The organism is Streptomyces sp. NPDC058646, from assembly GCF_042716875.1.
Lineage (GTDB): Bacteria > Actinomycetota > Actinomycetes > Streptomycetales > Streptomycetaceae > Streptomyces.
Genome location: NZ_JBHXRK010000010.1, coordinates 113555 through 137735, shown reverse-complemented (window position 1 = coordinate 137735; position 24181 = coordinate 113555). Strand labels below are relative to the sequence as shown.

Sequence of the window (24181 nt, the reverse complement as noted above, 5' to 3'; positions counted from 1 at the left end):
ACGAGTTTCTACGCGTCGTCGGCGTCCTCGCCGCCGGGCTCTTGACCTGCACAGATGGCCAGGACCTCGGTCCCGTACCGGTCGAGCTTGCGGCCGCCCACCCCGGAGATCATAGAGAGCTCCCCCGCCTCGGAGGGCGCGGCCTCCGCGATCGCCATCAGCGTCTTGTCCGTGAAGACGCAGTAGGCGGGCAGCCCCTGCTCCTTCGACTGGGCCGCGCGCCACTCCCGCAGCCGCTCGTAGAGGCCTTCGTCCATGTCGGACGGGCAGTCCTCGCAGCGCATCAGCTTCAGCTCGCCGGCCTCGGTCAGGGTCCTGCCGCAGACCCGGCAGAGCACCGGGCCGCGCCGCGCGCGCTTGCGGGGCCCGCGCTCCGCGGCCGCCCCGCTGCCCGGAGCCACGGAGCCCGGCCGCAGGCCGTTCAGGAAGCGGCTGGCCCTGCGGGAGGCCCGGCCGCCCGGGGCGCGGGAGAGGGCCCAGGACAGGGTCAGGTGGTGGCGTGCCCGGGTGACGCCGACGTACAGCAGCCGGCGCTCCTCCTCGACCTGCTCGTCGGTCTTGGCGTAGGTGATGGGCATCATGCCGTCGGTGAGGCCGACGAGGAAGACGGCGTCCCACTCCAGGCCCTTCGCGGCGTGCAGCGAGGCGAGGGTGACGCCCTGGACGGTCGGGGCGTGCTGGGCGGCCTTGCGCTCGTCCAGCTCGACCGTCAGGTCCACCAGGGTGGCGCCGGGCCGGGTCCGGGCGAAGTCCTCGGCTAGCCGCACCAGCGCGGCCAGCGATTCCCACTGGTCGCGCACGGCGCCGGAGCTCGCGGGCGGTTCGGCGGCCCAGCCGGTGGAGCTGAGCACGGCCCTGACCTGGGATCCCAGTTCGACGACGTCCTCCAGCAGCGGGTCGTTGCCGCCCGAGCGGGCGGCTCCGCGCAGCGCGAGGATCGCCTTCTGGACCTCCTGGCGCTCGAAGAAGCGCTCGGCTCCGCGCAGCTGGTAGGGGACCCCGGCGTCGGCGAGGGCCTGTTCGTAGACCTCGGACTGGGCGTTGATGCGGTACAGCACGGCGATCTCGCCCGCCGGGACCCCGGCCGCGATGAGGTCCCGGATCCGACCGGCGACCCCCTCGGCCTCGGCGGGCTCGTCGGGGTACTCGGCGTAGACCGGGTCGGGGCCGGTCTCGCGCTGGGAGACCAGCTCCAGGCGATGCTCGGCGGCGCGGCCCTTGGCCTGGTTCAGCAGCCCGTTGGCGAGATGGACCACCTGAGGGGTGGAGCGGTAGTCGCGGACCAGCTTGACCACGGTGGCCTGCGGGTAGCGGGTGCGGAAGTTCAGCAGGTGGTCGGGGGTGGCCCCGGTGAAGGAGTAGATGGTCTGGCTGGCGTCACCGACGACGCAGAGGCTGTCGCGCTCGCCGAGCCACAGGTCCAGCAGGCGCTGCTGGAGGGGGCTGACGTCCTGGTACTCGTCGACGACGAAGTGCTGGTACTGGCTGCGGATCTGCTCGGCGATGTCGTACCGGTCCTGGAGGATGCCGACGGTGAGGAGCAGCACGTCCTCGAAGTCGATCATGCCGCGGTCGCGCTTGAGCTGTTCGTACGTCCCGTAGATCTGGGCGGTCTCGGCGGTGTCCCGGGGGGCCTCGCGGCCCGTCTTCAGCACCGCGACGGGATAGTCGGCGGGGACGGTCTGGGTGACCTTGGCCCACTCGATCTCGCCGGTGACGTCGCGCAGCTCCCCCCGGTCGAGGCGGATGCGGCAGCGCGCCCCGGCCTCGGCGATGAGCTGGATCTTGCGCTCCAGCAGCCGGGGCACGTCCCCGCCGACCGCCTTGGGCCAGAAGTACTGGAGCTGGCGCAGGGCGGCGGAGTGGAAGGTCCGGGCCTGGACGCCGCCCGCGCCCAGGGAGCGCAGGCGGCCGCGCATCTCCCCGGCGGCGCGGTTGGTGAAGGTGACGGCCAGCACGCTCGCCGGCATCAGCTGGCCGGACCGGACCCCGTACGCGATGCGGTGGGTGATGGCGCGGGTCTTGCCCGTACCGGCGCCGGCCAGCACGCACACCGGGCCGCGCAGGGTCGTGGCGACCTCGCGCTGCTCCGGGTCCAGGCCGAGGAGCACCGCGTCGGCCGAGTCGGCGTGGTCGGGTCCGGCCGGGAAGGATGAGGAGTGCGTTGCTGCTGTCACCCCGCCATGCTGCCAGGCCCCGAGTGCCGGACGGGAAACTTGTCCACAGGCCGCACCTGTCCGTCGTACTTGACAGACGCTGACCGGTAACCGGCCGTTCCCCGGGGAATGGCCGGGCCACCCCGTACGTTCGAGTACTCGGACCACCGAGCCCCCACGAAGGAGAGCGCAGCATGCAGGACACGGGCACCGTCACGATGTACAGCACCACCTGGTGCGGCTACTGCCGCCGGCTGAAGACCCAGCTGGACCGGGAAGGCATCGCGTACAACGAGATCAACATCGAGCTCGACCCGGAGTCCGCGGCGTTCGTGGAGAAGGCCAACGGCGGCAACCAGACGGTTCCCACGGTCCTCGTGAAGTCCTCCGCGGGCAACGAGTCCGTCATGACGAACCCGAGCCTGGCGCAGGTCAAGCAGGCCCTCGCGGTCTGAGGCGCCCCCCGCGCGTCCCCTCCGCGCACGGCAGGAGGCCCCCGCCTCGGCGGGGGCCTCCTGCTGTGCCGGTGTGACGAGCGCGACCCTGTGACGAGTCTTACGCCGAGGGCCGCGGCAGGGGCTTGCCGTACCAGAGCTCGACCAGCCGGGCCGCGATGGAGATGCCCGAGGGCGGCAGCACCTCACCGGTCTCGATCGCCGTGCGCAGGTCGTCGCGGGAGAACCAGCGGGCCTCCTCGATCTCCTCGCCGTCCACGGTGATCTCGGAGGAGGTGGCGCGGGCGGTGAAGCCCAGCATCAGGCTGTACGGGAACGGCCACGGCTGGCTGGCCACATACTCGACCTCGCCGACCTTGACACCCGCCTCCTCCCACACCTCCCGGATCACGGACTGCTCGATCGACTCGCCGGGCTCCACGAACCCGGCAAGCGTCGAGAAGCGGCCCTCCGGCCAGTGCACCTGCCGCCCCAGCAGGGCGCGGTCCTGCTCGTCCGTGACCAGCATGATCACGGCCGGGTCGGTGCGCGGATAGTGCTCGGCGCCGCAGCCCGGGCAGCGGCGGATGTGGCCCGCTGCGGCGACCACGGTGCGCTCGCCGCAGCGGGAGCAGAAGCGGTGCATCCGCTGCCAGTTCTCCAGGGCCACGGCGTGCACCATCAGCCCGGCGTCGCGCGGGGGCAGCAGCAGCCCGGCCTCGCGCAGGCCGGCCGGGCGGGCCGACTGGTCCATCCGGCCGGGCAGCGAGTCCTTCTGGAGCGCGAAGTACCGTACGCCGTCCTCGTCGGTGCCCAGGAAGTAGCGGTGCGTCTCGGTGACCGGGGCCTCGAAGGCCGGGGTCATCACGATGGCGGTGCCCCCGTCGGGGGTGTCGTCGATCAGCACCTGGCCGCCGGAGACGACGAAGACACGGGTCGTCGGGTGGCTCCAGGCGGCGGCGAGCCATGCCTCGTCGAGGCGGTGGTGCGCGGCGCGGTCGATTCCGCTGGGCGCGGCGAGCGAGAGAGGGCGCTCGGTTTCGGTGCTCACAGGTACTTCCAACTCCCCCGGTGGTGGGACAGGCAGGGCGGGCGGGTCAGGCGGGGCGGTGGTGGGCGGCCAGGTCTCCCCAGAGGTAGGCGGTCGTCTCGGCGCCCTTGAGGAGGAGGTCCAGCTCGACCTTCTCGTTCGGCGCGTGCCAGCCGTCGGACGGGACGGAGACGCCGAGGAAGAGGACGGGGGCGCCGAGGACGTCCTGGAGGTCCGCCGCGGGCCCCGAGCCGCCCTCCCGGGTGAAGCGGATCTTCTGGCCGAAGGCGCGGCCCATGGCCCGGACGACGGACTGCAGGGCCGGGTGGTCCAGCGGCGTCAGGCACGGGCGGGTGGGTGCGCCGAAGGTGACGGTGTGCCGGATCCCCGCCGGGACCCGGGCGGCGACCCAGTCCTTGACGGCCGCCTCGACCTCGTACGGGTCCTGCCCGGACACCAGGCGGAAGGACAGCTTCAGGTGGGCGGAGGCGGGGACGATCGTCTTGCCGCCGGGCCCCTGGTAGCCGCCGCCGATGCCGTTGACCTCGGCCGTCGGGCGGGCCCAGACGCGCTCCAGGGTGGAGTAGCCGGCCTCGCCGGAGGCCGCGTACGACTTGGCCGTGCGGAGCCATTCGGCCTCGTCGAAGGGGAGCTCCGCGATGAGCGCCCGCTCCGCGTCGGTCAGTTCGGCGATGTTGTCGTAGAAGCCGGGGAGGGTGACGCGGCCGTCCTCGTCGTGCAGGGCCGCGACCAGGCGGGCGGCGACGGTGGCCGGATTGGGCACGGCCCCGCCGAACGCGCCGGAGTGGATGTCCTGGTCCGGGCCGTGGAAGTCGATCTCGCAGTCGGCGACGCCGCGCATGCCGGTGCAGACGGTGGGGGTGGTCTCGGACCACATGCCGGTGTCGGAGACGATCACGACGTCGGCGGCGAGCTCGCGGGCCCGGGCCTCGACGAGGGCGCGGAAGTGCGGCGAGCCGGACTCCTCCTCGCCCTCGATGAGCAGCTTGAGGTGCACGGCGGGGGCCGCGGCGCCGGTGGCGGCCAGGTGGGCGCGGACGCCGAGGGTGTGGAAGAACACCTGGCCCTTGTCGTCGGCGGCGCCCCGCGCGTACATCCGGCCGTCCTTGACGACCGGCTCGAACGGGTCGCTGTGCCAGCCGTCGGCGAGGGCGGCGGGCTGCACGTCGTGGTGCCCGTACACGAGGACGGTGGGGGCGTCCGGGTCCTCGCTCGGCCAGTGGGCGAAGACGGCGGGGGCTCCGGGCGTCTCCCAGATGTCGGCGACCGGGAAGCCGGTCTCCTTGAGCTTCGCGGCGAGCCATTCGGCGCTGCGGCGTACGTCGCCCGCGTGCTCGGGCTGAGCCGAGACGGAGGGGATGCGCAGCCACTCGGCGAGGTCGTCGAGGAAGGCGGCGCGGTGGCTGTCGATGTACGTGCGGACGGCGCTGTCCGCCGGGGCGTGGCTCATGCCCACGAGCCTAACCGTCCGTCCGGGGGGCTCGGCCGGTGCCCGATTCGCCTTGGAGGATCCGCTCAAGGCGGGCACGTCCGGGCAGGTCACGGGGCCGGATGACGCGGCCGCTGCGTACGTGCAGGAAGGCCGCGGTGACCTTGTCCAGGGGGGTGCCGGTGGCCTCCGACCAGGCCAGCCGGTAGACGGCGAGCTGGAGGGGGTCGGCCTCGCTGGTGCGGCCGGTCTTCCAGTCGACGATCTCGTACGAGCCGTCGTCGTTGCGGTACACGGCGTCGATCCGGCCGCGGACGACGCGGCCGGCGAGGGTCAGCTGGACCGGGGCCTCCATGCGGTACGGGGTCCGCTCGGCGTAGGGGCTCCGCTCGAAGGCGGCCTTGAGGGAGTCCAGGTCGGCCTCGTCGGCGATCTCCTGGTCGGAGCCGGGCAGCTCGGTGGCGGGGTCCAGGACGTCCAGGAGCGGGAGCGGCAGCTCGTCGAAGCGGGACTCGACCCAGGCGTGGAAGCGGGTGCCCTGGCGGGCCGCGGGCTGCGGCGGCCTGGGCATGGGGCGGGCGAGGTCGCGGACGAAGCCCTCCTCGTCGGCGGCGAGCCGCAGCAGCTGGCTGGCGGACAGGGCGGCGGGCAGCTCGACGTCGCGCACGGCCGCGCGGGCCCGGCGGAGCTCGCCTTCGAGGGCGTCGAGGTCCCGGTCCCAGGAGGCGATGGCCCGGGCCTCCTCGGGGGAGGGCGGCGCCTCCTCCGGGGTGGGCCGGGATCCCCGGCCGGGCGCCGGGGCGGGGTACGGGGCCGCGGCGGGAGCACGCTCCCCGGGCCGGGGCGCGGGCACGCCGGCCGGACCCCACAGCTCGGCCTCCGGCCACAGGTCGTCCGCCGCAAGGGCCGGAGCCCAGGCGGGGGCGGGGTCCCGGGGCCCGGAGCCGGGGGCGGGCGCGGGGGCGGGCGCGAAGTCGGGGCCCGGAGCGGCATCCGTGGCGGGGCCCGGGGCGGCGTGCTCGTCCGGCCAGGGCTCGTCCTCGTAGGACGGCTCCTCGCAGTCCGGGGGCCAGAGGTGGTCCTCGTCCGGTTCCGGGGATCGCGGCGGCTGCGCCCCGGCCGTCGCCAGGTAGGACTCCACCAGGGCCGCCGCCGCGCGGCGCAGCGCGAGCGAGCCGGGGTCCAGGGGCAGCGGCCAGGAGTGGTCGGGGCCGCCCTCGGCGGACAGGGCCGGGTTCTCCGCGTCCGGCTCGGGCTCCTGCGCCCAGGCCTCGATCTCGCCGAACCCGGCCGCGCAGTGCTCGTACAGGGCGGTCAGGAAGGCGGACGGGCCGCGGCGCTTCTTCTGGGTCGGGCCCCACCAGTGGCCGGAGGCCAGCAGCAGGGAACGCGGCCGGGTGAAGGTCACGTATCCGAGGCGGAGTTCCTCGGTCGCCTTGTGGTCCTTCAGGGCGGCCTTGAAGGACTTCAGGCCGGCCGAGGTCCAGGCCGGGTCGCCCGGCAGCGTGGACGCGTCGCCGCGCAGGGCGTACGGGAGCACCTTCGCGTACGAGGTCCAGGCCTCCGGCGGCTTCTCCTTCGGGAAGGACCCCGCGCACAGGTCGGGCACCACGACCACGTCCCATTCCAGGCCCTTGGACTTGTGGGCCGTCAGTACCTTGACGGTGTTCTCCCCGCCGGGCAGGGCGTGGTCCAGCCCCTTCTCGTACTGGGCGGCGGTGCGCAGGAAGGCCAGGAACGCCAGGAGGGTGGCCTCGCCGTCGAGCGCGGCGAAACCGGCGGCCACGTCCATGAAGTTCGACAGGGTCTCGCGGCGGCGGGCGGCGAGTGCGTGCGGCGAGGCGGACAGTTCCACCTCCAGCCCGGTGGCGGACAGGACCCGGTGCAGGACGTCCATCAGGGGGTCGGCCAGCGAGCGGCGCAGGTCGCGCAGCTCCTGGGCGAGGTGCGCGAAGCGGACCCGGGCCTCCGCGGAGAAGGGGAGGTCGTCCGGGGCCTGCCCGGCCCCGTCGAGGAAGGTCTCCAGGGCGTCGGCGAGGGACACGATCTCCGCCGGGTCCACGCCCTCGACGGCGGCGGCGAGCCGCTCGTCGGCGTCCTCCGCGCCGGCCGGGGCACGGCCGATCAGGAGCCGGGCCCGGCGGCCCAGCAGGGCGAGGTCGCGGGCGCCGATCCGCCAGCGCGGGCCGATGAGGAGCCGGACGAGGGAGGCGTTGGCCCCGGGATCCTGGAGGACCTCGCAGACGGCGACGAGGTCCGCGACCTCGGGCAGGTGGAGCAGCCCGGAGAGGCCGACGACCTCCACCGGCACGTCCCGGGCGACCAGGACGGCCTGGATCCGGGCGAAGTCGGCGGCGGACCGGCACAGGACCGCGATCTCCTTCGGCTCCGTCCCGGTGCGGACCAGGTGGGCGACGGAGTCGGCGAGCCACTCCAGTTCCTCGGCGTGCGTCTCCAGCAGGGCGCACCGCACGGAACCGGCGCGCTCGGCCCCGGGCGCCGCACGCAGCGCCTCGACTCCCTCGTGCATCGCGCGCAGCGGGGCGGCGAGCCCGTTGGCGAGGTCGAGGAGGCGGCCGCCGCTGCGCCGGTTCTCACTGAGCGACAGGCGGGTGGCGGGGCTGCCGTCGGCGTGCGGGAAGTGCTCGGGGAAGTCGTCGAGGTTGGCCACGGAGGCACCGCGCCAGCCGTAGATCGCCTGGCAGGGGTCGCCCACGGCGGTCACGGCGTGCCCGGTGCCCGCGCCGAAGAGGCCGGACAGCAGCAGCCGCTGCGCGACGGAGGTGTCCTGGTACTCGTCGAGCAGGACCACCCGGAACTCCTCGCGCAGCAGCGCCCCGACCTCGGGCCGGGTGGTGGCGAGCTGTGCGGAGAGGGCTATCTGGTCGCTGAAGTCGAAGAGGTCGCGGGAGCGTTTGGCGGCGCGGTAGCGGCTGACGAGCTCCAGCAGTTCGAGGCGGCCGCGCACGGCCTCGGGGACCTTGCGCAGGTCCTCGTTGCCGAGCTTCGTGCCGGCGAGGGTGTCCAGCAGCCCGGTGTCGTACGCGCGCAGCGCGGCCGGTTCGACCAGGTGCTCGGACAGTTCCGCGTCGAGCGCGAGCAGGTCGCCGACGAGGTCGGGGACGGACTTGGTGAGCGACGGGTAGGGGCCGGGGGCCTCGCGCAGCACCTTCGCGGCGAGCTGGAAGCGGGTGGCGTCGGCGAGGAGCCGGGAGCTGGGCTCCAGCCCGATGCGCATGCCGTGGTCCGTCAGGAGCTGACCCGCGAAGGCGTGGTACGTGGAGATCCGCGGCTCGCCGCCGGCGGTGTCGGCCTCGGCCGGGGAGGGGTCCGGGTCGGTGATGCCGGCCCGTGCCAGGGCCTTGCGGACGCGTTCGGCGAGCTCCCCGGCGGCCTTGTTGGTGAAGGTCAGGCCGAGGACCTGTTCGGGTGCGACCGCGCCGGTGCCCACCAGCCAGACCACGCGGGCGGCCATGACGGTGGTCTTGCCGGATCCGGCGCCGGCCACGACGACCTGCGGGGCGGGCGGGGCGGTCACGCAGGCCATCTGTTCGGGCGTGAAGGGGATGCCGAGGAGCTCCTTGAGCTGCTCGGGGTCGGTGAGGACGGACGGACGCGCGGACACGTCCAAGAGGCTAGCCGCACCCACCGACACTCCTGGACGGCGTCTCATTCCACGGTCTGGCGGCCCTCCGGGCGGGCACTGCACGCGCTGCGGAAGGAGCAGTGGTCGCAGTGTCTGCCCGCGGCGGGCGCGAAGCGTTCGTCCAGGACGCGGCCGGCGGCGGTGGCGAGCAGGTCGCCCACCCACTCCCCCTCCAGCGGCTGCTGGGCCTGGATCCTGGGGACCTCGTCGCCTCCGTCCTTCTTGGGCGCGCCCTGGCGGAGCTGGACGAGCTCGGCGCCGCCGGGGGCGGGGCGCAGCCCGTCGAAGACCTCGTCGACGGCGCCCTCGCGGACCGCGAGCTGGTAGACGGCGAGCTGGGGGTGGCGGGCGACCTCGTCCTTCGTGGGCGAGGCCTTGCCGGTCTTGAAGTCGACGACGTACGCGCGCCCCTGCGGGTCGGCCTCGACGCGGTCCATGGAGCCGCGGATGCGGACCGCCACGTCGCCGGCTTCGAGGGTGACGTCGAACTCGTGCTCCGTGGCCACGGCCTGGCGGCCGCCGCGGTCGGTGGCGTGCCAGCGCAGGAAGCGTTCCAGGGCGGCCCGGGCGTTCCCCTTCTCCTGGGCCGACTTCCAGGGCGCGTCGAAGGCGAGGGCGTCCCAGACGGAGTCGAGGCGTTCCATGAGGACGGCCAGGTCGGCGGGGGTGCGGCCGGAGGCGACCTCGTCGGCGAGGACGTGGACCACGTTGCCGAAGCCCTGGGCGGCGGTGGAGGGGGTGTCGGCCTTGACCTCGCGGCCCAGGAACCACTGGAGGGAGCAGGTGTTGGCCAGCTGGTCCAGGGCGCTGCCGGAGAGGGCCACGGGCCGGTCCCGGTCGCGCAGCGGGACGCTGCTGCGGGTGGGCTCGTACAGGCCCCACCAGCGCTGCGGGTGCGCCGCGGGCACCATCGGCCGGTCCTCGTCGTCGGTCAGCGCGGCGAGCCGGGCCAGGCGGCGGGCGGCGGCGTCGCGCAGCGCGGGCGAGGCGTCCGGGTCGACGGTGGTGGCGCGCAGCTCGGCGACGAGCGCCGGGACCGCGAGGGGGCGGCGGGGGCGGCCGGTGACGTCGCGCGGGGGGACGCCGAGCTCGGTGAGGAAGCGGGAGGGCTGGTCGCCGTCGTCGGCGGGGGCCTTGACGGCGGTGACGACGAGGCGGTCGCGGGCGCGGGTGGCCGCCACGTAGAACAGGCGGCGCTCCTCGGCGAGGAGTGCGCCGGGGGTGAGGGGTTCGGCGAGGCCGTCGCGGCCGATGCGGTCGGCCTCCAGGAGGGAACCGCGGCGGCGCAGGTCGGGCCAGAGCCCTTCCTGGACCCCGGCGACGACGACGAGGGACCACTCCAGGCCCTTGGACCGGTGCGCGGTCATGAGCCGGACGGCGTCGGAGCGGGCGGCGCGGGTGGTGAGGGTGTCGGCGGCGATGTCCTCCGCCTCGAGCTGCTCCAGGAAGTTGAGGGCGCCGCGGCCGCCGGTGCGGTCCTCCGCGCGGGCGGCGGTGTCGAAGAGGGCGCAGACTGCGTCGAGGTCGCGGTCGGCGTTGCGGCCGGCCGCGCCGCCGCGGCGGGCGCCGCGCTCCAGGCGCTGGGGCCAGGGGGTGCCGTCCCAGAGGGTCCACAGGGCCTCTTCGGCGGTGCCGCCGCCCTGGAGCAGCTCGCGGGCCTTGCGCAGGAGCAGGCCGAGGCGCTGCGCTCCGCGGGCGTAGGCGGGGTCGTGCGCGGTGAGCCGCTCCGGTTCGGCGAGGGCGCGGGCCAGCAGGACGTCGGAGGGCGCGGGCACCTTGACGCCTGCGGCGCGCTCCTCGTCACGCAGGGCCCGGCCGAGGCGGCGCAGGTCGGCGGCGTCCATCCCGCCCAGCGGCGAGGCCAGCAGCTCCAGGCACGCGTCGACCCCGATCCACCCGTCGCCTGCGGCGGGCCCGGGGGTGTCGGCCCCGGCGGGTACGGCTGCGGCAGGCTCCGCCGCGCCCCCGCCCGGTACGGGCTCGCCCGTGTCCGACCCGGCGGGAGCAGCCCCGGCCACGGGCTCGGAGGGGGCGGCGTCGGCCGGTACGGGCTCGGCGGGGCCCGCGGTTGCCGGTAGGGCTGCGGCGGGCTCGGCCGGGGCCGCCTCGGGGGCGGGGGCGGCCCCGGGGGGCGTGGGGGCGGCCGGGGGGAGGCCGGCGGCGGAGAGGGCGGTGACGCGGAGGGCCGTCAGGAGGGGGGAGACGGCCGGTTCGTGGCGGAGGGGCACGTCCGTGCCGTCCGTCTCGACGGGGACGCCCGCCGTGACGAGGGCACGGCGCATCGCGGGGAGGGTGCGTCCGCCGGCGCGGACCAGGACGGCCATGTCCTGCCAGGGCACGCCGTCCTCCAGGTGCGCCCGCCGCAGCACGTCGGCGATGTTGTCGAGCTCGGCTCCGGCCGTGGGGTACGTGAACACCTCCACCCGGCCGCCGTCCCGCACGGCCTTGAGGTCGCGGTGGGCCCGTACGGCGGCGGACGGCAGCCGCGGGACCGGCATGCGGGCGGTGAGCAGGCGGGTGGCGGCCAGCAGGGCCGCGCCCGAGCGGCGGCCCACGGTCAGCGCCTCGACCCGCGCGCCGGGGAAGGAGGTCCCGAAGTCCAGGATGTTGTTGATGTCGGCGCCGCGGAAGGCGTAGATCGACTGGTCCGGGTCGCCGAAGGCGACCAGCGTGCCGCCCGGGCCGGTGAGCGCGCGCAGCAGCCTCAGCTGGGAGGCGTCCGTGTCCTGGTACTCGTCCACGAAGATCGCGTCGTAGGCGGAGGCGAGTTCCGGGGTGCGTTCGGCCAGCAGCACCGCCCGGTGGACGAGTTCGGCGTAGTCCAGCGTGCCCTGCATGTCCAGGACGTCCAGGTACTCGGAGAGGAAGGCCGCCGCAGCCTTCCAGTCCGGGCGGCCGGTCCGGGTCGCGAAGGAGTCGAGCGCCGCCGGCCCCAGGCCCAGCTCGCGGGCGCGGGCGAGCACCGCCCGCACCTCGTCCGCGAAGCCCCGGGTGGTCAGCGCGGCGCGCAGGTCGTCCGGCCAGCGGATGGAGCGGATCCGGCGCTGGCCCTCCAGCAGGGTGCGGACCATGACGTCCTGCTCGGGTCCGGACAACAGCCGCAGCGGATCCGCGAACAGGTCGGTGTCCTGGTGGGCGCGGACCAGGCCGTAGCAGAAGGAGTGGAAGGTGGTGGCCTGCGGTGCGCGCGCACCGCCGAGACGCAGGGCGGCGCGGTCGCGCAGTTCCACCGCGGCCTTGCGGCTGAAGGTGAGGATCAGGATCCGGGCGGGGTCGGCACCCGCTTCCACCCGGGCGGCGACCGCCTCGACCAGCGTGGTCGTCTTGCCGGTGCCCGGCCCCGCGAGGACCAGCAGAGGTCCGGTGGTGTGATCAACCACCGCGCGCTGCGCTGCGTCCAGGACAGGGGGATCCACCCGTTCCGGCCCGGTGCGCACGAGGCGGTACGCGTCGGGGGTCCGCGTACGCCGCGCGGAGCGGTCGGAGGGAGAGGTGATCACGTGAGGTGCCGGTCCTGGTGGGTCTGCGGGTTCTACGGGGTCTGCGGGTCGTGCGGGGTCTACGGGTCCTGCGGGGTTCTGCGCGGCGGCCGCGGCGCGTGCCGCGGGCGGAGCCGAAGAGGCAACGCTACGGCAACCCGCCGACCCCGCGCAGTCCTCCCGCGTCCCCCGTACGGGCCTTCGCACGGGCACTCGACCGCCCGCCCGGGCCGCCCATGGCCGAAGCTGTCAGGTGTGAGCCTCGTCGCGCCCGTCCTCCGGTCCGCGGCCGTCCCAGCGAGCCCGGCGCATGTCCAGCCGCGGCTCGCCTCCGGCGGTCAGGCGCAGCGGGGTGGCCTCGGCCCGGTAGTGCTCCAGGGCGCGCCGCTCGCTGCCGGGCAGCGGTACGCCGTCCGCCCGCACCACGCGCCACCAGGGCACGGCTGCGCCGTAGAGGGCCATCACGCGCCCGACTTGGCGCGGTCCGCCTTCACCGAGCCACTCGGCCACGTCCCCGTAGGTCATCACCCGCCCGGGCGGAATACGCTCGGCCAGCTCCAGCACGTGCTCCGCGTACGCGGGCAGCTCCTCGCTCATCCGGCCCATGGTGCAGCACGCCGGTCCGGGCCCTGTGGAAGCGTCGGTTCCATACCGGCGCGCACCCTGCTGCCCCGATCGCCCGTCGGTCCGTGCCACCATCTTCCGGGCGGTGACTGGTGATACGTGATCACGAAGAGACGGAAGTGACGACGAAGGAGCAGGGTGTGAGCCCTCCGGACGGCGCGGCGCGGGACGACGGCGCGCGCCCGGGCGACGGCCCCGGCCCGGGCGCCGACCTGCCCTCCGACGTCCCCGAGGCACCGCACGGCCACGAGCCCACGGACGCCGACCGGGTGGAGGTGGACGAACCGCTGCTCGCCGCCCGCGTGCACCGCCCCTCCGACCTCGTACGCCTCCTCGTCGGGATCCTCGGGATCGCCGTCGTCCTCGGGATCGCCGCCTTCGCCCACGGCACCACGGTCGGCCTGGAGGAGGACATCAGCAAGGGCACCGGCCAGGCGCCGGACCTGCTGATCAAGGTCGCCGCGCTGGTGTCGAGCATCGCGGTGCTGCTGCTCCCCGTCGCCTTCGCCATCGAACGGCTGATCAAACGCGACGGCCTGCGCATCGCCGACGGCGTACTCGCCGCGGTCCTCGCGCACGGGGTCACCCTCGCCACCGACCTGTGGGTCTCCCAGGCCGCCTCCGCCACGATCCAGGACGCCCTCACCCTTCAGACCGGTTCCGGCGGGGCCCTGACCGACCCGGTGCACGGCTACCTCGCGCCCGTGATCGCGTACATGACCGCCGTGGGGATGACCCGCCGGCCGCGCTGGCGGGTCGCCCTGTGGGTGGTGCTGCTGCTCGACGCCTTCACGATGCTGGTCAGCGGCTACACCACGCCCTTCTCGATCATCCTGACCGTGCTCATCGGGTGGAGCGTCGCGTACGGGACCCTGTACGCCGTCGGCTCGCCCAATGTGCGCCCCACCGGGCACACCCTGCTCGCGGGACTGCGCCGGGTCGGCTTCCGGCCGGTCAGCGCGATGCGCGCCGAGGTGCCCGAGGGTCCCGAGGCGTCCGAGGTCAGCGACCGAGGACGCCGCTACCACGTCACCCTGGAGGACGGCCCGCCGCTCGACGTCACCGTCGTCGACCGCGAGCAGCAGGCCCAGGGCTTCTTCTACCGGGTCTGGCGGCGGCTCACCCTGCGCGGCATCACCACCCGGCGCAGCCTGCAGTCGCTGCGCCAGGCACTGGAACAGGAGGCCCTCCTCGCGTACGCGGCCATCGCGGCCGGGGCCAACGCGCCCAAGCTGATCGCCACCTCCGAGCTCGGCCCGGACGCCGTGATGCTCGTGTACGAGCACCTGGGCGGCCGGACCCTGGACTCCCTCGCCGACGAGGAGATCACCGACGACCTGAGCCGCAACGCGTGGGAGCAGGTACGGGCCCTCCAGTCGCGGCGGATCGCGCACCGCAGGCTCACCGGGGACGCCCTGGTGGTGGATCGTTCCGGCAGCGTCACCCTCACCGACCTGCGGGGCGGTGAGATCGCGGCGGGTGACCTGGTGCTGCGGATGGACATCGCGCAGCTGCTGGTCACGCTCGGCCTGCGGGTCGGCGCGCAGCGGTCGGTGGCCTCGGCGCTGTCGGTGCTCGGCCCGGACGCGGTGGCGGACTGCCTGCCGCTGCTCCAGCCGATCGCACTGAGCCGGTCCACGCGGGCGACGCTGCGCAAGCTGGCCAGGGAGCGGGCGGACCGGCAGCGGGAGGCGGTGCTGGAGTCCTCGCGGGCGGCGAAGGCCGCGCGGGAGGCCGACGCCTCGGCTCCGGGGACGATCGCGGCGGTGTCCTCCGCGGACCGCAAGGCCGAGAAGAAGGCCCTGGACGACGCCCTGGACGGGGCCCGCGAGGAGGATCTGCTCAGTCAGATCCGCCAGCAGGTGCTGCTGATCCGTCCGCAGGCGCCGGTGGAGCCGGCGCGGCTGGAGCGGATCCGGCCGCGCACGCTGGTCTCGTTCATCGCGGGCGCCTTCGGCGCCTACTTCCTGCTGACGCAGCTCGCGCACGTCCCCCTCGCCGAGACCGTCGGGGAGGCGGAGTGGGGCTGGGTCGGTGCGGCCCTGGCCTTCTCGGCGCTGAGCTACGTCGCGGCGGCCATGAGCCTGCTGGGCTTCGTGCCCGAGCGGGTGCCGTTCCTGCGGACCGTGGTCGCGCAGGTGGCCGGGTCGTTCGTGAAGCTGGTCGCGCCGGCGGCGGTGGGCGGTGTCGCCCTGAACACGCGCTTCCTCCAGCGGGCGGGGATCCGGCCGGGGCTCGCGGTGGCGAGCGTCGGCGCCTCGCAGCTGTTCGGGCTGGCCAGCCACATCCTGCTGCTGCTCTCCTTCGGCTATCTGACCGGGACCGAGAAGACCCCGGAGATGACCCCGTCCCGGACGGTCATCGCGGGTCTGCTGACGGTGGCGGTCCTGGTGCTGGTGGTGACTGCGGTGCCGTTCATGCGGAAGTTCGTGGTGACCCGGGTCCGGGCGCTGTTCGCGGGCGTGGTGCCGCGCATGCTGGACGTGCTCCAGCGGCCGCAGAAGCTGGTGACCGGCATCGGCGGGATGCTGCTGCTGACGGGCTGCTTCGTGATGTGCCTGGACGCGTCGATCCGGGCGTTCGGGGGCGGCGAGGCCATCAGCTACGCGAGCATCGCGGTGGTGTTCCTGGCCGGCAACGCGCTCGGTTCGGCCGCGCCGACGCCGGGCGGCATGGGCGCGGTGGAGGCCACGCTGACGCTGGGCCTGGTCGCGGCCGGGCTGGAGAAGGAGGTCGCCATCTCGGCGGTGCTGCTGTTCCGCCTGATGACGTTCTGGCTGCCGGTGCTGCCGGGGTGGATCTCGTTCAACTTCCTGACCCGCAAGGAAGCCATCTAGCCTCCGGCTCGGTACGGGAGACCGGAGCCCGGGCCCGGCTGCGCCGGGGCGGGACCGGGCTGCGCCCGGCCTTCGGGGGCTCCGCCCCGGACCCCGCGCCTCGAACGCCGGCGGGGCTGGAAGGTGCGGATGCCGTCCGGCGGGGCCTGGGTCCGGGTCCCGGCCCCCGGCAGCGGCGCCGCACGCTGGAACACCAGGAGCAGCGTCACCAGCAGCGCCAGCGAGGCGGCGACTTCGATCGCGCCGACCACGGGGACGCGCAGGCCCCGGCCCGGGAGGGCGGCGGCGCGGGCCAGGTAGGCCGAGAAGGGGATCGCCAGCCAGGGCGAGAGGCAGGCGGCCACGGCCAGGGCCACCGCGTGGTAGGCCACCGAACCGCGGCGGTACGCCCGCGAGTTGCGCTCCCGGATCATCGTCTTCACGTACGGCACGGTCCCCGCGAAGTACAGCAGGCAGGCCGCCGCAGGAGGCCAGGCTGCGCCGGGCCGAGGCCGCCCAGGCGGGTCGCCACCAGCAGCATCCCGCAGGCGGGGACCACTGCCGCCAGGCCGTTGGCCAGGGCCCGCTCCCGGCCGCGCCACGCGTACCAGGTGTTGACCGCGACGAACGGCGCCGCCGCCGCGCAGGCGAGCAGCAGTCGGCCGTCATCACGACGGCCTTCTCCCGGGCGCAGGCCCCGTTCCTGCCGGAGGGCAACGGATTCCTGGTCCCGCCGGTGGACGGCCACACCCTGAAGGGCCGCGTCCTTCCTCTCCAACAAGTGGCCGTGGCTGCACGCGGCGGCCCCGGACACCTTCGTCCTGCGGGCCTCGGTCGGCCGGATCGGCGAGGAGGAACTCCTCGGCCGCCCCGACCGGCACTTGATCCGCTCGGCCGTCACCGAACTGCGCCGTGCCGTCGGCCCCATGGGCGAGCCCCTCGCCGCCCGCGTGACGCGCTGGGACCGCGGCCTGCCCCAGTACGGAGTCGGCCACCGCGAGCGCGTCGCCCGCATCCGCGAGGCCGCCGCGAAGCTCCCGGGCCTGGCGCTCGCCGGAGCGGCGTACGAGGGCGTGGGCGTCGCCGCCTGTGTGGCCACCGGCCGCGCCGCGGGCCGACAGGTGCTGGCCGGCGCCTGACCGGGCCGGCCCCGGCCCCGCGGCCCCGGCCGGGTGCCCCGTTCGGGTCAGCGCGGGAGCGGGCCGGGCGGCGTGCCCACAGGATGGGGACATGCCGAGAATCGCCCTGCGGGCCACCGCCGCCGCCGCCGTCGCCGCCGCGCTGCTCACCACCGGCGCCTGCTCCGGCGGGAGCGACCGGCAGAGACCGAAGGCCGGCGGCACCGAGGGGTCCAAGCCCCTCAAGTGGGGCGAGTGCCCGGCCCCGACCGCCCTGGAGGGCGGCGGACCGGCCCCGGGCAAGGACTGGCAGTGCGCGACCCTCGACGTCCCGCTGGACTACGCGGAGCCCGAGGGCGATACCGTCCCGATCGCCCTGATCCGCGCCAAGGCCCGCAAGAAGGACCAGCGCATCGGCTCCCTCGTCTTCAACTTCGGCGGGCCGGGCGGCTCCGGCATCAACACCCTCCCCGGCGCCGCCAAGGAGTTCGAGGCCCTGCGCGCCCGGTACGACCTGGTGAGCTTCGACCCCCGCGGGGTCGGCCGCAGCGCGCCCGTCCGCTGCGAGGACGACGCACAGCTGGACGCGTACTACGCCCAGGACTCCTCCCCCGAGACCCCGCAGGAGGAGAAGGCCCTGGTCGACAACATCCGTACCTACCGCCAGGCCTGCGAGAAGAACTCCGCCAAGCTGCTCCCGCACGTCGGCACCGAGAACGCCGCCCGTGACATGGACCGCATCCGCCAGGCCCTCGGCGACGAGAAGCTGCACTACTTCGGCATCTCCTACGGCACCGAACTCGGCGGGGTCTACGCCCACCTCTTCCCCAAGAACGTCGGCCGGGCCGTCTTCGACGCCGTCGTGGACCCGACCGCGACCTCCGAGGAGGGGGCGCTGGGCCAGGCCAAGGGCTTCCAGCTCGCGCTCGGCAACTTCGCGCAGGACTGCGTGGACCGCGGCGACGCCTGCCGGCTCCAGGGCAGCACCGCCAAGGAGATCGAGGCGAACGTGATGAAGCTCCAGAAGGAGCTGGAGGCGCGTCCCATCGCCGGCATCGGGGACCGGCAGCTCACCGAGGGCGCCGCGACCAACGGCATCGCCCAGGCCCTCTACTCCAAGGAGCTGTGGCCGCTGCTGGAACAGGGGCTGGACGAAGCGGAGGGCGGCCAGGGGCAGTTGCTGCTCGCGCTGTCGGACGCGCTGAACGGCCGGGACCAGCAGGGGCACTACAGCAACATCGGGGCGGCCAACACGGCCATCAACTGCGCCGACTCCAAGGAGCGTTACACCCTGGAGGAGACCAAGGCCAAGCTGCCGGAGTTCCGTTCGGTCTCGCCCGTCTTCGGGAACTTCCTCGGCTGGGCGATGATGGGCTGCACCGACTGGCCCGTCGCGGGCGCGTCGGACACCCCGGACGTGTCCGCTCCGGGCTCCGCCCCGATCGTGGTGATCGGCAACACCGGGGACCCGGCCACCCCGTACGAGGGCGCCCGCAAGATGGTGGAGCGGCTCGGACCCGGCGTCGGCGTGGAGCTCACGTACAAGGGCGAGGGGCACGGCGCGTACAACAGCGGCGACCCGTGCGTGCAGAAGGCGGTCAACTCCTACCTGCTGGACGGGAAGGTGCCGGCCTCCGGCACGGTCTGCACGGCCGCCTAGACGTGCCGGAGGGGCCGTACCCGACTGCGCGGTACGGCCCCTCCGGAGGACTGCTAGTACACCGGCTTGTCCGGCTCGATCTGGTGGACCCAGCCGATCACGCCGCCGCCGACGTGCACGGCGTCGGAGAAGCCCGCGGACTTCAGGACCGCGAGGACTTCCGCACTGCGGACACCCGTCTTGCAGTGCAGGACGATCTTCCTGTCCTGCGGCAGGTCCTGGAGGGCCGTGCCCATGAGGAACTCGCCCTTCGGGATCAGCTTCGCGCCCGGGATCGAGACGATCTCGTACTCGTTGATCTCGCGGACGTCGATGATCTCGATGTTCTCGCCGTCGTCGATCCACTCCTTGAGCTGCTTGGGAGTGATCGTCGAACCGGCGGCCGCCTCCTGGGCCTCCTCCGACACGACGCCGCAGAAGGCCTCGTAGTCGATGAGCTCCGTGACGGTCGCGTTCGGACCGCAGACCGCGCAGTCGGGGTCCTTGCGGACCTTGACCTGGCGGTACTGCATCTCCAGGGCGTCGTAGATCATCAGGCGGCCGACCAGCGGCTCGCCGACGCCCGTGAGGACCTTGATGGCCTCGGTGACCTGGATGGAGCCGATGGACGCGCAGAGCACGCCCAGGACGCCGCCCTCGGCGCAGCTCGGGACCATGCCCGGCGGCGGGGGCTCCGGGTACAGGCAGCGGTAGCACGGACCGTGCTCGGACCAGAAGACCGAGGCCTGGCCGTCGAAGCGGTAGATCGAGCCCCACACGTACGGCTTGTTCAGCAGCACGCAGGCGTCGTTGACCAGGTAGCGCGTGGCGAAGTTGTCCGTGCCGTCGACGATCAGGTCGTACTGGCTGAAGATCTCCATCACGTTCTCGGCTTCGAGCCGCTCTTCGTGGAGGACCACGTTCACGTACGGGTTGATGCCCAGCACGCTGTCGCGGGCCGACTCGGCCTTGGAACGGCCGATGTCCGCCTGGCTGTGGATGATCTGGCGCTGCAGGTTCGACTCGTCGACCTCGTCGAACTCGACGATGCCCAGCGTGCCGACGCCGGCCGCGGCCAGGTACATGAGGGCGGGCGAGCCGAGGCCGCCGGCGCCCACGGCGAGCACCTTGGCGTTCTTCAGGCGCTTCTGGCCGTCCATCCCGACATCCGGGATGATCAGGTGCCGCGAGTACCGGCGGACCTCGTCAACGGTGAGCTCTGCGGCTGGCTCAACCAAGGGTGGCAGCGACACGGGGACTCCAGCGGGTCACCCCCGCGGAAGCGGGGAGCATTCAAAGGGTTGTTCTGTCCCGTAACACTGCCACGGCCCACTTCATTCCAAGACACCCGTCCCGATCCGCGAGACGATTTCGTCCCAGTACCCGGGCATGGAGGCCCAGGGGTCCCGGTCCCCCGCTCCGCGCCGGTCCGTGAACCAGACGGTGCCCGCGCCCTGCCAGCGGGCGATCCGGACGGCCTCCTCCAGATGGGTGCGGGGCACCCCGTGGACGAAGTGGCAGAACAGCTCGGGCGGGTGGTCGGCCGTCCACTCCGCCACCTGTGACCAGCGGTAGTCGGCCCAGGCGCCGGCGAAGGTGACCAGTTGATCAGCGGTTTCGGCGTAGCCCTCGTACGGGTGGGTCCCGTGCCCGAGCACGATCCGCAGGCCGTCGCCCAGGCCTCGCAGCGTGTCGACGACCCGGCGCACCGCCGGGAGCTCCGCCTTCCCGGCCGGGGCGCCGGCCAGGTAGAAGCCGCCCACCCCGTACCAGTCCCGGAAGCGGTGGGCGTCGGAGACCAGCTCCCCGAAGGACCGTTCGCCGTCTCGCATCGCGAGATGGCCGAGGAGCCTGCTGCCCGCCCCGGGGCCGGTGGTCCGCAGCCGCACGGCGGCCTCGGAGCAGTGCGGGTCGGGCCGGCCGCCCGGGCCGTCCGTGACGTTGAGCACGGCCCAGTGCAGCGGGGTGCCCGGGCGGGTCAGCTCGGCCCATTCGACGGGGGCGAGCAGCGGGTGCGCGTAACCGGGGACCCCGAGGCCGAGGCGTCCGGCGCCGGTCGCGGCCGCCGTGGTCCCCGGCGGCGTGGTCAGATGCGGCACGCCGCCTCCATCCAGATGTCCGCGAGGGATTCCTCCAGGTTGATCCGCGGACGCCAGCCGAGCCGGTCCCTGGCCGTACGGACGTCGGCCTGCTGCCAGGCTCCGCAGCCGTCGGGGTAGGGGTACGGCTGGGGCGCCGAGGCGGCGAGCTGCTCGGACGTGGCCTCGGAGCGGGGCGACCCGATGGCGGCGAGGCCCGACGGGCGGCCGGGGTGCCCGTGCGCCTGGGGTCCGCCGTGCGGTACGTCCAGCTCGTGCAGGGCGCCCCCGTATCCGGCGACCCGGGCGAGGACGGAGGCGGCGTCGCGCAGCCGGACCGCGCGGCCGGTGCCGATGTTGACGACGCCCTGGGCGGCGGAGAGCGAGGCGGCGTGGACGGCCCGTGCCACGTCGCGCACGTCCACGAAGTCGCGCTGGACCCCGAGTCCGCTGAGCTTCAGCTCCCCGTCCCCGGACTGCATCGCGCGGCGCATGGCCTCGGCGAGGCGGCCGAGCGGGGATCCGGCGGGGGTGCCGGGGCCGACGGGCGAGAAGATCCGCAGGACGACCGCGTCGAGTCCGGAGCCCAGGACCAGCTCGGTCGCGGCCAGCTTGCTGACCCCGTACGGTCCGCCGGGTCTCGGGACGGCGTCCTCGGCCGTCGAGGACCCGGGCTGGCTGGGGCCGTACTCGGCGGCGCAGCCGAGCTGGACCAGGCGGGCCCCGCAGCCGCTGCGGCGCAGGGATTCGCAGATGGTGGCCACGGCGACGGTGTTGTGCCGGGTGAGTTCCCGGGCTCCGCCGCGGGTGGCTCCGGCGCAGTTGATGACCACGCCCGGGTGCACGGCGTCGAGGAACCGGGTGAGCGCGCCGGGGCTGCCGGTGGCGAGGTCGAAGCGGACGTCGGCGTCGTCGCCGCGGCCGAGCGCGGTGAGCTGGACGGCGGGGTCGGCGAGCAGCCGGTCGGCGACGTAGCGGCCGAGGTATCCGTTGGCTCCGATCAGCAGCACCCTCATCGCGTGACCCCTTGTTCGGTTGGCTGGCCGGTCATGTCCTGGTTCTCCTTGCGGGTGGGTGGATGGGGAGGGGTACGGCGCTTCGGCGTCGGCTCCGAAGGTGCGGGGGCGGCCCGGGGGGCGTCGGTGACGTCAGGGCCGGGCGTGCGCGGAGGCCCGGGACAGGGCGAGCACGGCATGGACGAGGAGTCCCGCGGCGGCGGCGACGGCCGCTGCGGGGACCGGGACGAGGGCGAGTGCCAGGGCCGCGGCGACGGGTCCGCGGTGGGCGCCGTGCCGGAGCAGCAGCCGGGTGAGGAACAGCAGCAGGGCGAGCGGTACGGCTGCCGCGAGCGGTGCTCCGGCGACCGCGGCCGCCCCGGCGGCTGCCGCGGTGAAGGCGAGGACGACACCGGCGAGCAGCGGCCGGGCCCCGTCCGCGAAGTCCTCCAGGGCCCGGCTGGCGGCGAGCCGGTGCCGGGCCCGGCCGGCGAACGCGGCGGCGGCCAGGTGCCCGGGGGCGACGGCCACGGCGAGGGCGACGGCGAGGGGGGTGCCGTACCGGTACGCGGCCCAGCCGACGGCGGCGGCGGCGAGGAGGTGCGCGAGCCAGGGCAGGCGGCCTCCGGCGGCCCGCCCGGGCCAGACGAGGGCGGCCACGGTGAGGAGTGCGGCGGCGGCTCCCGCGAAGGGCGTCCCGGCGGCGGCCCCGCCCAGCGCGAGGGCACCGGGCAGCAGCGCGCAGCCGAAGCCCCGCAGGGCCCTCGGGCCGCTGGTCACCGAGGCCGGGAGCAGACGGGCCGGGCCGGCCGGGGCCTCGGCGCGGGCGCTGCGGGCGTACAGCTCCTCGGCGAGCGAGAAGACGTCCCGGTGCCGGAACCGCGCGGCCGTGCGGTCGGTGATGCCGTGGGCCTCCAGTCCGGCGGCGATCTCCAGCGGGTCCACGGCCCGTTCGCACAGGGCCCGGTGCCGGTGGAGCAGGGCCTTGACGGGGTCCCCGGCGACCCGGCGGCGCGCAGCGGCCGGAACCGCTGCCGGGGCCGCCGGGGCCTGGGCGGCCGTGGGGACGGCAGTGGGGGCAGGGGTGGGCGTGACGGCGGCTTCTTCGACGGTCATGCCGATGCCTCCGAGGTGGGGACCGGAGCCCAGGTGGGGGTGGTCCAGTGGCCCGGGACCCGGGCCTCAGGGGGCCGGGCGAAGGGGATCTCCCCGTCCGGCCGGGCGGATCCACGGGCGAGCAGGCTCAGGTAGATGTCCTGGAAGGCGGCCACGTTCTGCTCGACGGTGAACAGTTCCAGGGCCCTGGCCCGGGCCGCCGCACCGAGCCGCCGGGCCCGTTCGGGATCCCGCAGGAGCGACAGGCAGGCGTCGGCGAGCGCCCGCGGATTGCGCGGCGGGACGATCAGCCCGGTGCCGCCGATGACCTCGCGCACCGCTCCGACGTCGGTGGAGACGGTGGCCCGGCCGCAGAACATCGCCTCGGCCAGGGTGAGGGGGAAACCCTCGATCACGGAGGACAGCACGACGACCTGCCCTGCGGCGTACGCCTCGGCGGAGGTGGGGGCGTCGGGTCCGCCGATCTCCTCGAAGGTGACGGGGTTCTCCCCGGCGGTGACGGCGTCGGCGGCCTCGTCCGGGAAGAGCTGCGCGGCCAGCGAGCGGCAGTCGGCGAGGTACCCCGGCTCGGCCTCCCCCGCGAAGATCCGCAGCCGGGTGCGCGGTTCGGCCCTGCGGACCTCGGCGAAGGCGTGCAGCAGGCCGATCAGGTCCTTGGCGGGCTCTATGCGGCCGACCCACACCAGGGTGTCGGGGTCGCCGCCGTCCTCGGCCTCCCCGATGCCGGCGAATCGGTCCGCCTCCATGCCCGGGTGGACGGTCCGCAGCCGCTCCCGGGGCGCCCCGCACCGCTCCTGCCAGCGCCGGGCGTGCGCGTTCCCGGGGGTGAGGAGGTCGGCCTGGGCGTAGATCTCGCCGGCCAGCCTCCCGTGGAAGGCGGCCAGCAGGGCCCGGAGGGCGGGGCGGGCGTCGGGGCCGTGTTCGTCGTCGGGTCGGCCGAGGTAGTGGGCCCGGAGCTGGACCCCGTACTCGGTGACGAGCAGGGGGACCCCGAAGAAGCGTTTGGCCAGCAGTCCGGGGAGGGCCGCCACCCCGCCCGCCGCCGCGTGGCAGACGTCGACCGCACCGAGACCGCCGTGCTCCTCGTACCAGTCGAGGGACAACGGGCGCAGCATCCGCTCCAGTTCGTCGACGAACTCCAGCAGGTCGGGCACCCGTACGGCCTGTACGGCGCGGCTCGCGCCCGGTGCCCGGCAGGCGGACTCCACCGCGCGGACCGCGGACTCGGAGCGCAGCGCCGCGTGGAGCCCGCCCTGTTCCCAGGCGAGTCCGGCGAGTCCGTACAGCCCGGCCGCAAAGGGCTCGCCCTCACCGGCGCAGATGCCCCGGACCAGGTCCCCGAAGCAGCCGGCGAACCGGCGGCGTTCGCGCCGGGAGTGGGTCCGCCCGTCGTCGGCCGGGGCCCACAGGGGGGCGGTGCGGACCCGGGTGACGTGCGCGGGCAGCGGGACCCGCGTGCGCTCCTGCTCGGCGGTGCGGCTCAGTGCGTAGAGCTCGAACTCGTGCTGCGGGAGCCCGCGCACGAGCCGGTCGCACCACAGCCTCGCCTCTCCCGTCGCATACGGATAACCACCTTCCGTGAGCAGTCCGATCCGCACGA

Annotated in this window: 17 protein-coding genes; 4 read left to right on the top strand and 13 right to left on the bottom strand. The window is 74.7% G+C overall.

Annotated features, from left to right (window positions below):
- Positions 1 to 8 precede the first annotated feature (8 nt).
- Positions 9 to 2177 carry an ATP-dependent DNA helicase UvrD2 gene (locus tag ACFWUZ_RS14805; protein WP_384372018.1) on the bottom strand — a complete coding sequence of 723 codons (2169 nt, stop codon included), beginning with the start codon at positions 2175 to 2177 and terminating at the stop codon, positions 9 to 11.
- A 173-nt stretch (positions 2178 to 2350) separates the two neighbouring features.
- Between ACFWUZ_RS14805 and ACFWUZ_RS14800 the strand changes: the two genes are divergently transcribed.
- On the top strand, positions 2351 to 2611 hold the full coding sequence (locus tag ACFWUZ_RS14800; protein ID WP_031151539.1) for a mycoredoxin: 261 nt from the start codon (positions 2351 to 2353) through the stop codon (positions 2609 to 2611).
- A 100-nt stretch (positions 2612 to 2711) separates the two neighbouring features.
- Here the strand turns inward: ACFWUZ_RS14800 and nudC are convergent, their stop codons facing one another.
- From nudC to ACFWUZ_RS14775, 5 genes are all read right to left on the bottom strand, one after another.
- Positions 2712 to 3653 (bottom strand): NAD(+) diphosphatase, encoded by a 942-nt coding sequence (gene nudC, locus ACFWUZ_RS14795; RefSeq protein WP_384372016.1) that lies wholly within the window; start codon positions 3651 to 3653, stop codon positions 2712 to 2714.
- Between the two features lie 34 nt (positions 3654 to 3687).
- Positions 3688 to 5091, bottom strand: a complete 1404-nt coding sequence (locus tag ACFWUZ_RS14790; RefSeq protein WP_384372014.1) for a dipeptidase — start codon at positions 5089 to 5091, stop codon at positions 3688 to 3690.
- Positions 5092 to 5101: 10 nt separating this feature from the next.
- On the bottom strand, positions 5102 to 8743 hold the full coding sequence (locus ACFWUZ_RS14785; protein WP_384372012.1) for a UvrD-helicase domain-containing protein: 3642 nt from the start codon (positions 8741 to 8743) through the stop codon (positions 5102 to 5104).
- Positions 8740 to 12213 (bottom strand): ATP-dependent helicase, encoded by a 3474-nt coding sequence (locus ACFWUZ_RS14780; protein ID WP_384372222.1) that lies wholly within the window; start codon positions 12211 to 12213, stop codon positions 8740 to 8742. The genes ACFWUZ_RS14785 and ACFWUZ_RS14780 overlap by 4 nt, the downstream gene beginning before the upstream one ends.
- A 231-nt stretch (positions 12214 to 12444) precedes the next feature.
- Positions 12445 to 12792: an MGMT family protein gene (locus ACFWUZ_RS14775; protein WP_384372010.1), complete on the bottom strand. Its 348-nt coding sequence runs from the start codon at positions 12790 to 12792 to the stop codon at positions 12445 to 12447.
- 119 nt (positions 12793 to 12911) lie between these two features.
- Here ACFWUZ_RS14775 and ACFWUZ_RS14770 point away from each other — a divergent pair, with 119 nt between their 5' ends.
- Positions 12912 to 15656, top strand: coding sequence for a lysylphosphatidylglycerol synthase domain-containing protein (locus ACFWUZ_RS14770; RefSeq protein ID WP_384372008.1), 2745 nt, complete (start codon positions 12912 to 12914; stop codon positions 15654 to 15656).
- On the opposite strand, the gene ACFWUZ_RS14765 is transcribed toward ACFWUZ_RS14770, so the two are convergent.
- Both ACFWUZ_RS14765 and ACFWUZ_RS14760 read right to left on the bottom strand, forming a co-directional pair.
- Entirely contained in the window at positions 15653 to 16078 is a 426-nt protein-coding gene (locus tag ACFWUZ_RS14765; protein WP_384372006.1) for a hypothetical protein, read from the bottom strand. The two genes, ACFWUZ_RS14770 and ACFWUZ_RS14765, sit on opposite strands and share 4 nt — an antisense overlap.
- Positions 16075 to 16563, bottom strand: a complete 489-nt coding sequence (locus ACFWUZ_RS14760; RefSeq protein WP_384372004.1) for a YwiC-like family protein — start codon at positions 16561 to 16563, stop codon at positions 16075 to 16077. Before ACFWUZ_RS14760 ends, ACFWUZ_RS14765 begins: the two co-directional genes overlap by 4 nt.
- Between ACFWUZ_RS14760 and ACFWUZ_RS14755 the strand changes: the two genes are divergently transcribed.
- Entirely contained in the window at positions 16562 to 16774 is a 213-nt protein-coding gene (locus ACFWUZ_RS14755; RefSeq protein WP_384372002.1) for a hypothetical protein, read from the top strand. The genes ACFWUZ_RS14760 and ACFWUZ_RS14755 overlap by 2 nt on opposite strands.
- 91 nt (positions 16775 to 16865) lie before the next feature.
- A complete protein-coding gene (locus ACFWUZ_RS14750; protein WP_384372000.1) occupies positions 16866 to 18413 on the top strand; it encodes an alpha/beta hydrolase in 1548 nt (515 codons plus the stop codon).
- Between the two features lie 53 nt (positions 18414 to 18466).
- On the opposite strand, the gene moeZ is transcribed toward ACFWUZ_RS14750, so the two are convergent.
- The 5 genes from moeZ to pelF all read right to left on the bottom strand — a co-directional run bounded on the left by moeZ (position 18467) and on the right by pelF (position 24179).
- On the bottom strand, positions 18467 to 19645 hold the full coding sequence (gene moeZ, locus ACFWUZ_RS14745; RefSeq protein ID WP_384371998.1) for an adenylyltransferase/sulfurtransferase MoeZ: 1179 nt from the start codon (positions 19643 to 19645) through the stop codon (positions 18467 to 18469).
- An 81-nt stretch (positions 19646 to 19726) separates the two neighbouring features.
- On the bottom strand, positions 19727 to 20491 hold the full coding sequence (locus ACFWUZ_RS14740; RefSeq protein WP_384371996.1) for a spherulation-specific family 4 protein: 765 nt from the start codon (positions 20489 to 20491) through the stop codon (positions 19727 to 19729).
- A complete protein-coding gene (locus tag ACFWUZ_RS14735; RefSeq protein WP_384371994.1) occupies positions 20479 to 21486 on the bottom strand; it encodes an NAD-dependent epimerase/dehydratase in 1008 nt (335 codons plus the stop codon). The genes ACFWUZ_RS14740 and ACFWUZ_RS14735 overlap by 13 nt, the downstream gene beginning before the upstream one ends.
- 132 nt (positions 21487 to 21618) lie before the next feature.
- Positions 21619 to 22581, bottom strand: coding sequence for a hypothetical protein (locus ACFWUZ_RS14730; protein ID WP_384371992.1), 963 nt, complete (start codon positions 22579 to 22581; stop codon positions 21619 to 21621).
- Entirely contained in the window at positions 22578 to 24179 is a 1602-nt protein-coding gene (pelF, locus tag ACFWUZ_RS14725) for a GT4 family glycosyltransferase PelF (RefSeq protein ID WP_384371990.1), read from the bottom strand. Before pelF ends, ACFWUZ_RS14730 begins: the two co-directional genes overlap by 4 nt.
- Positions 24180 to 24181 lie beyond the last annotated feature (2 nt).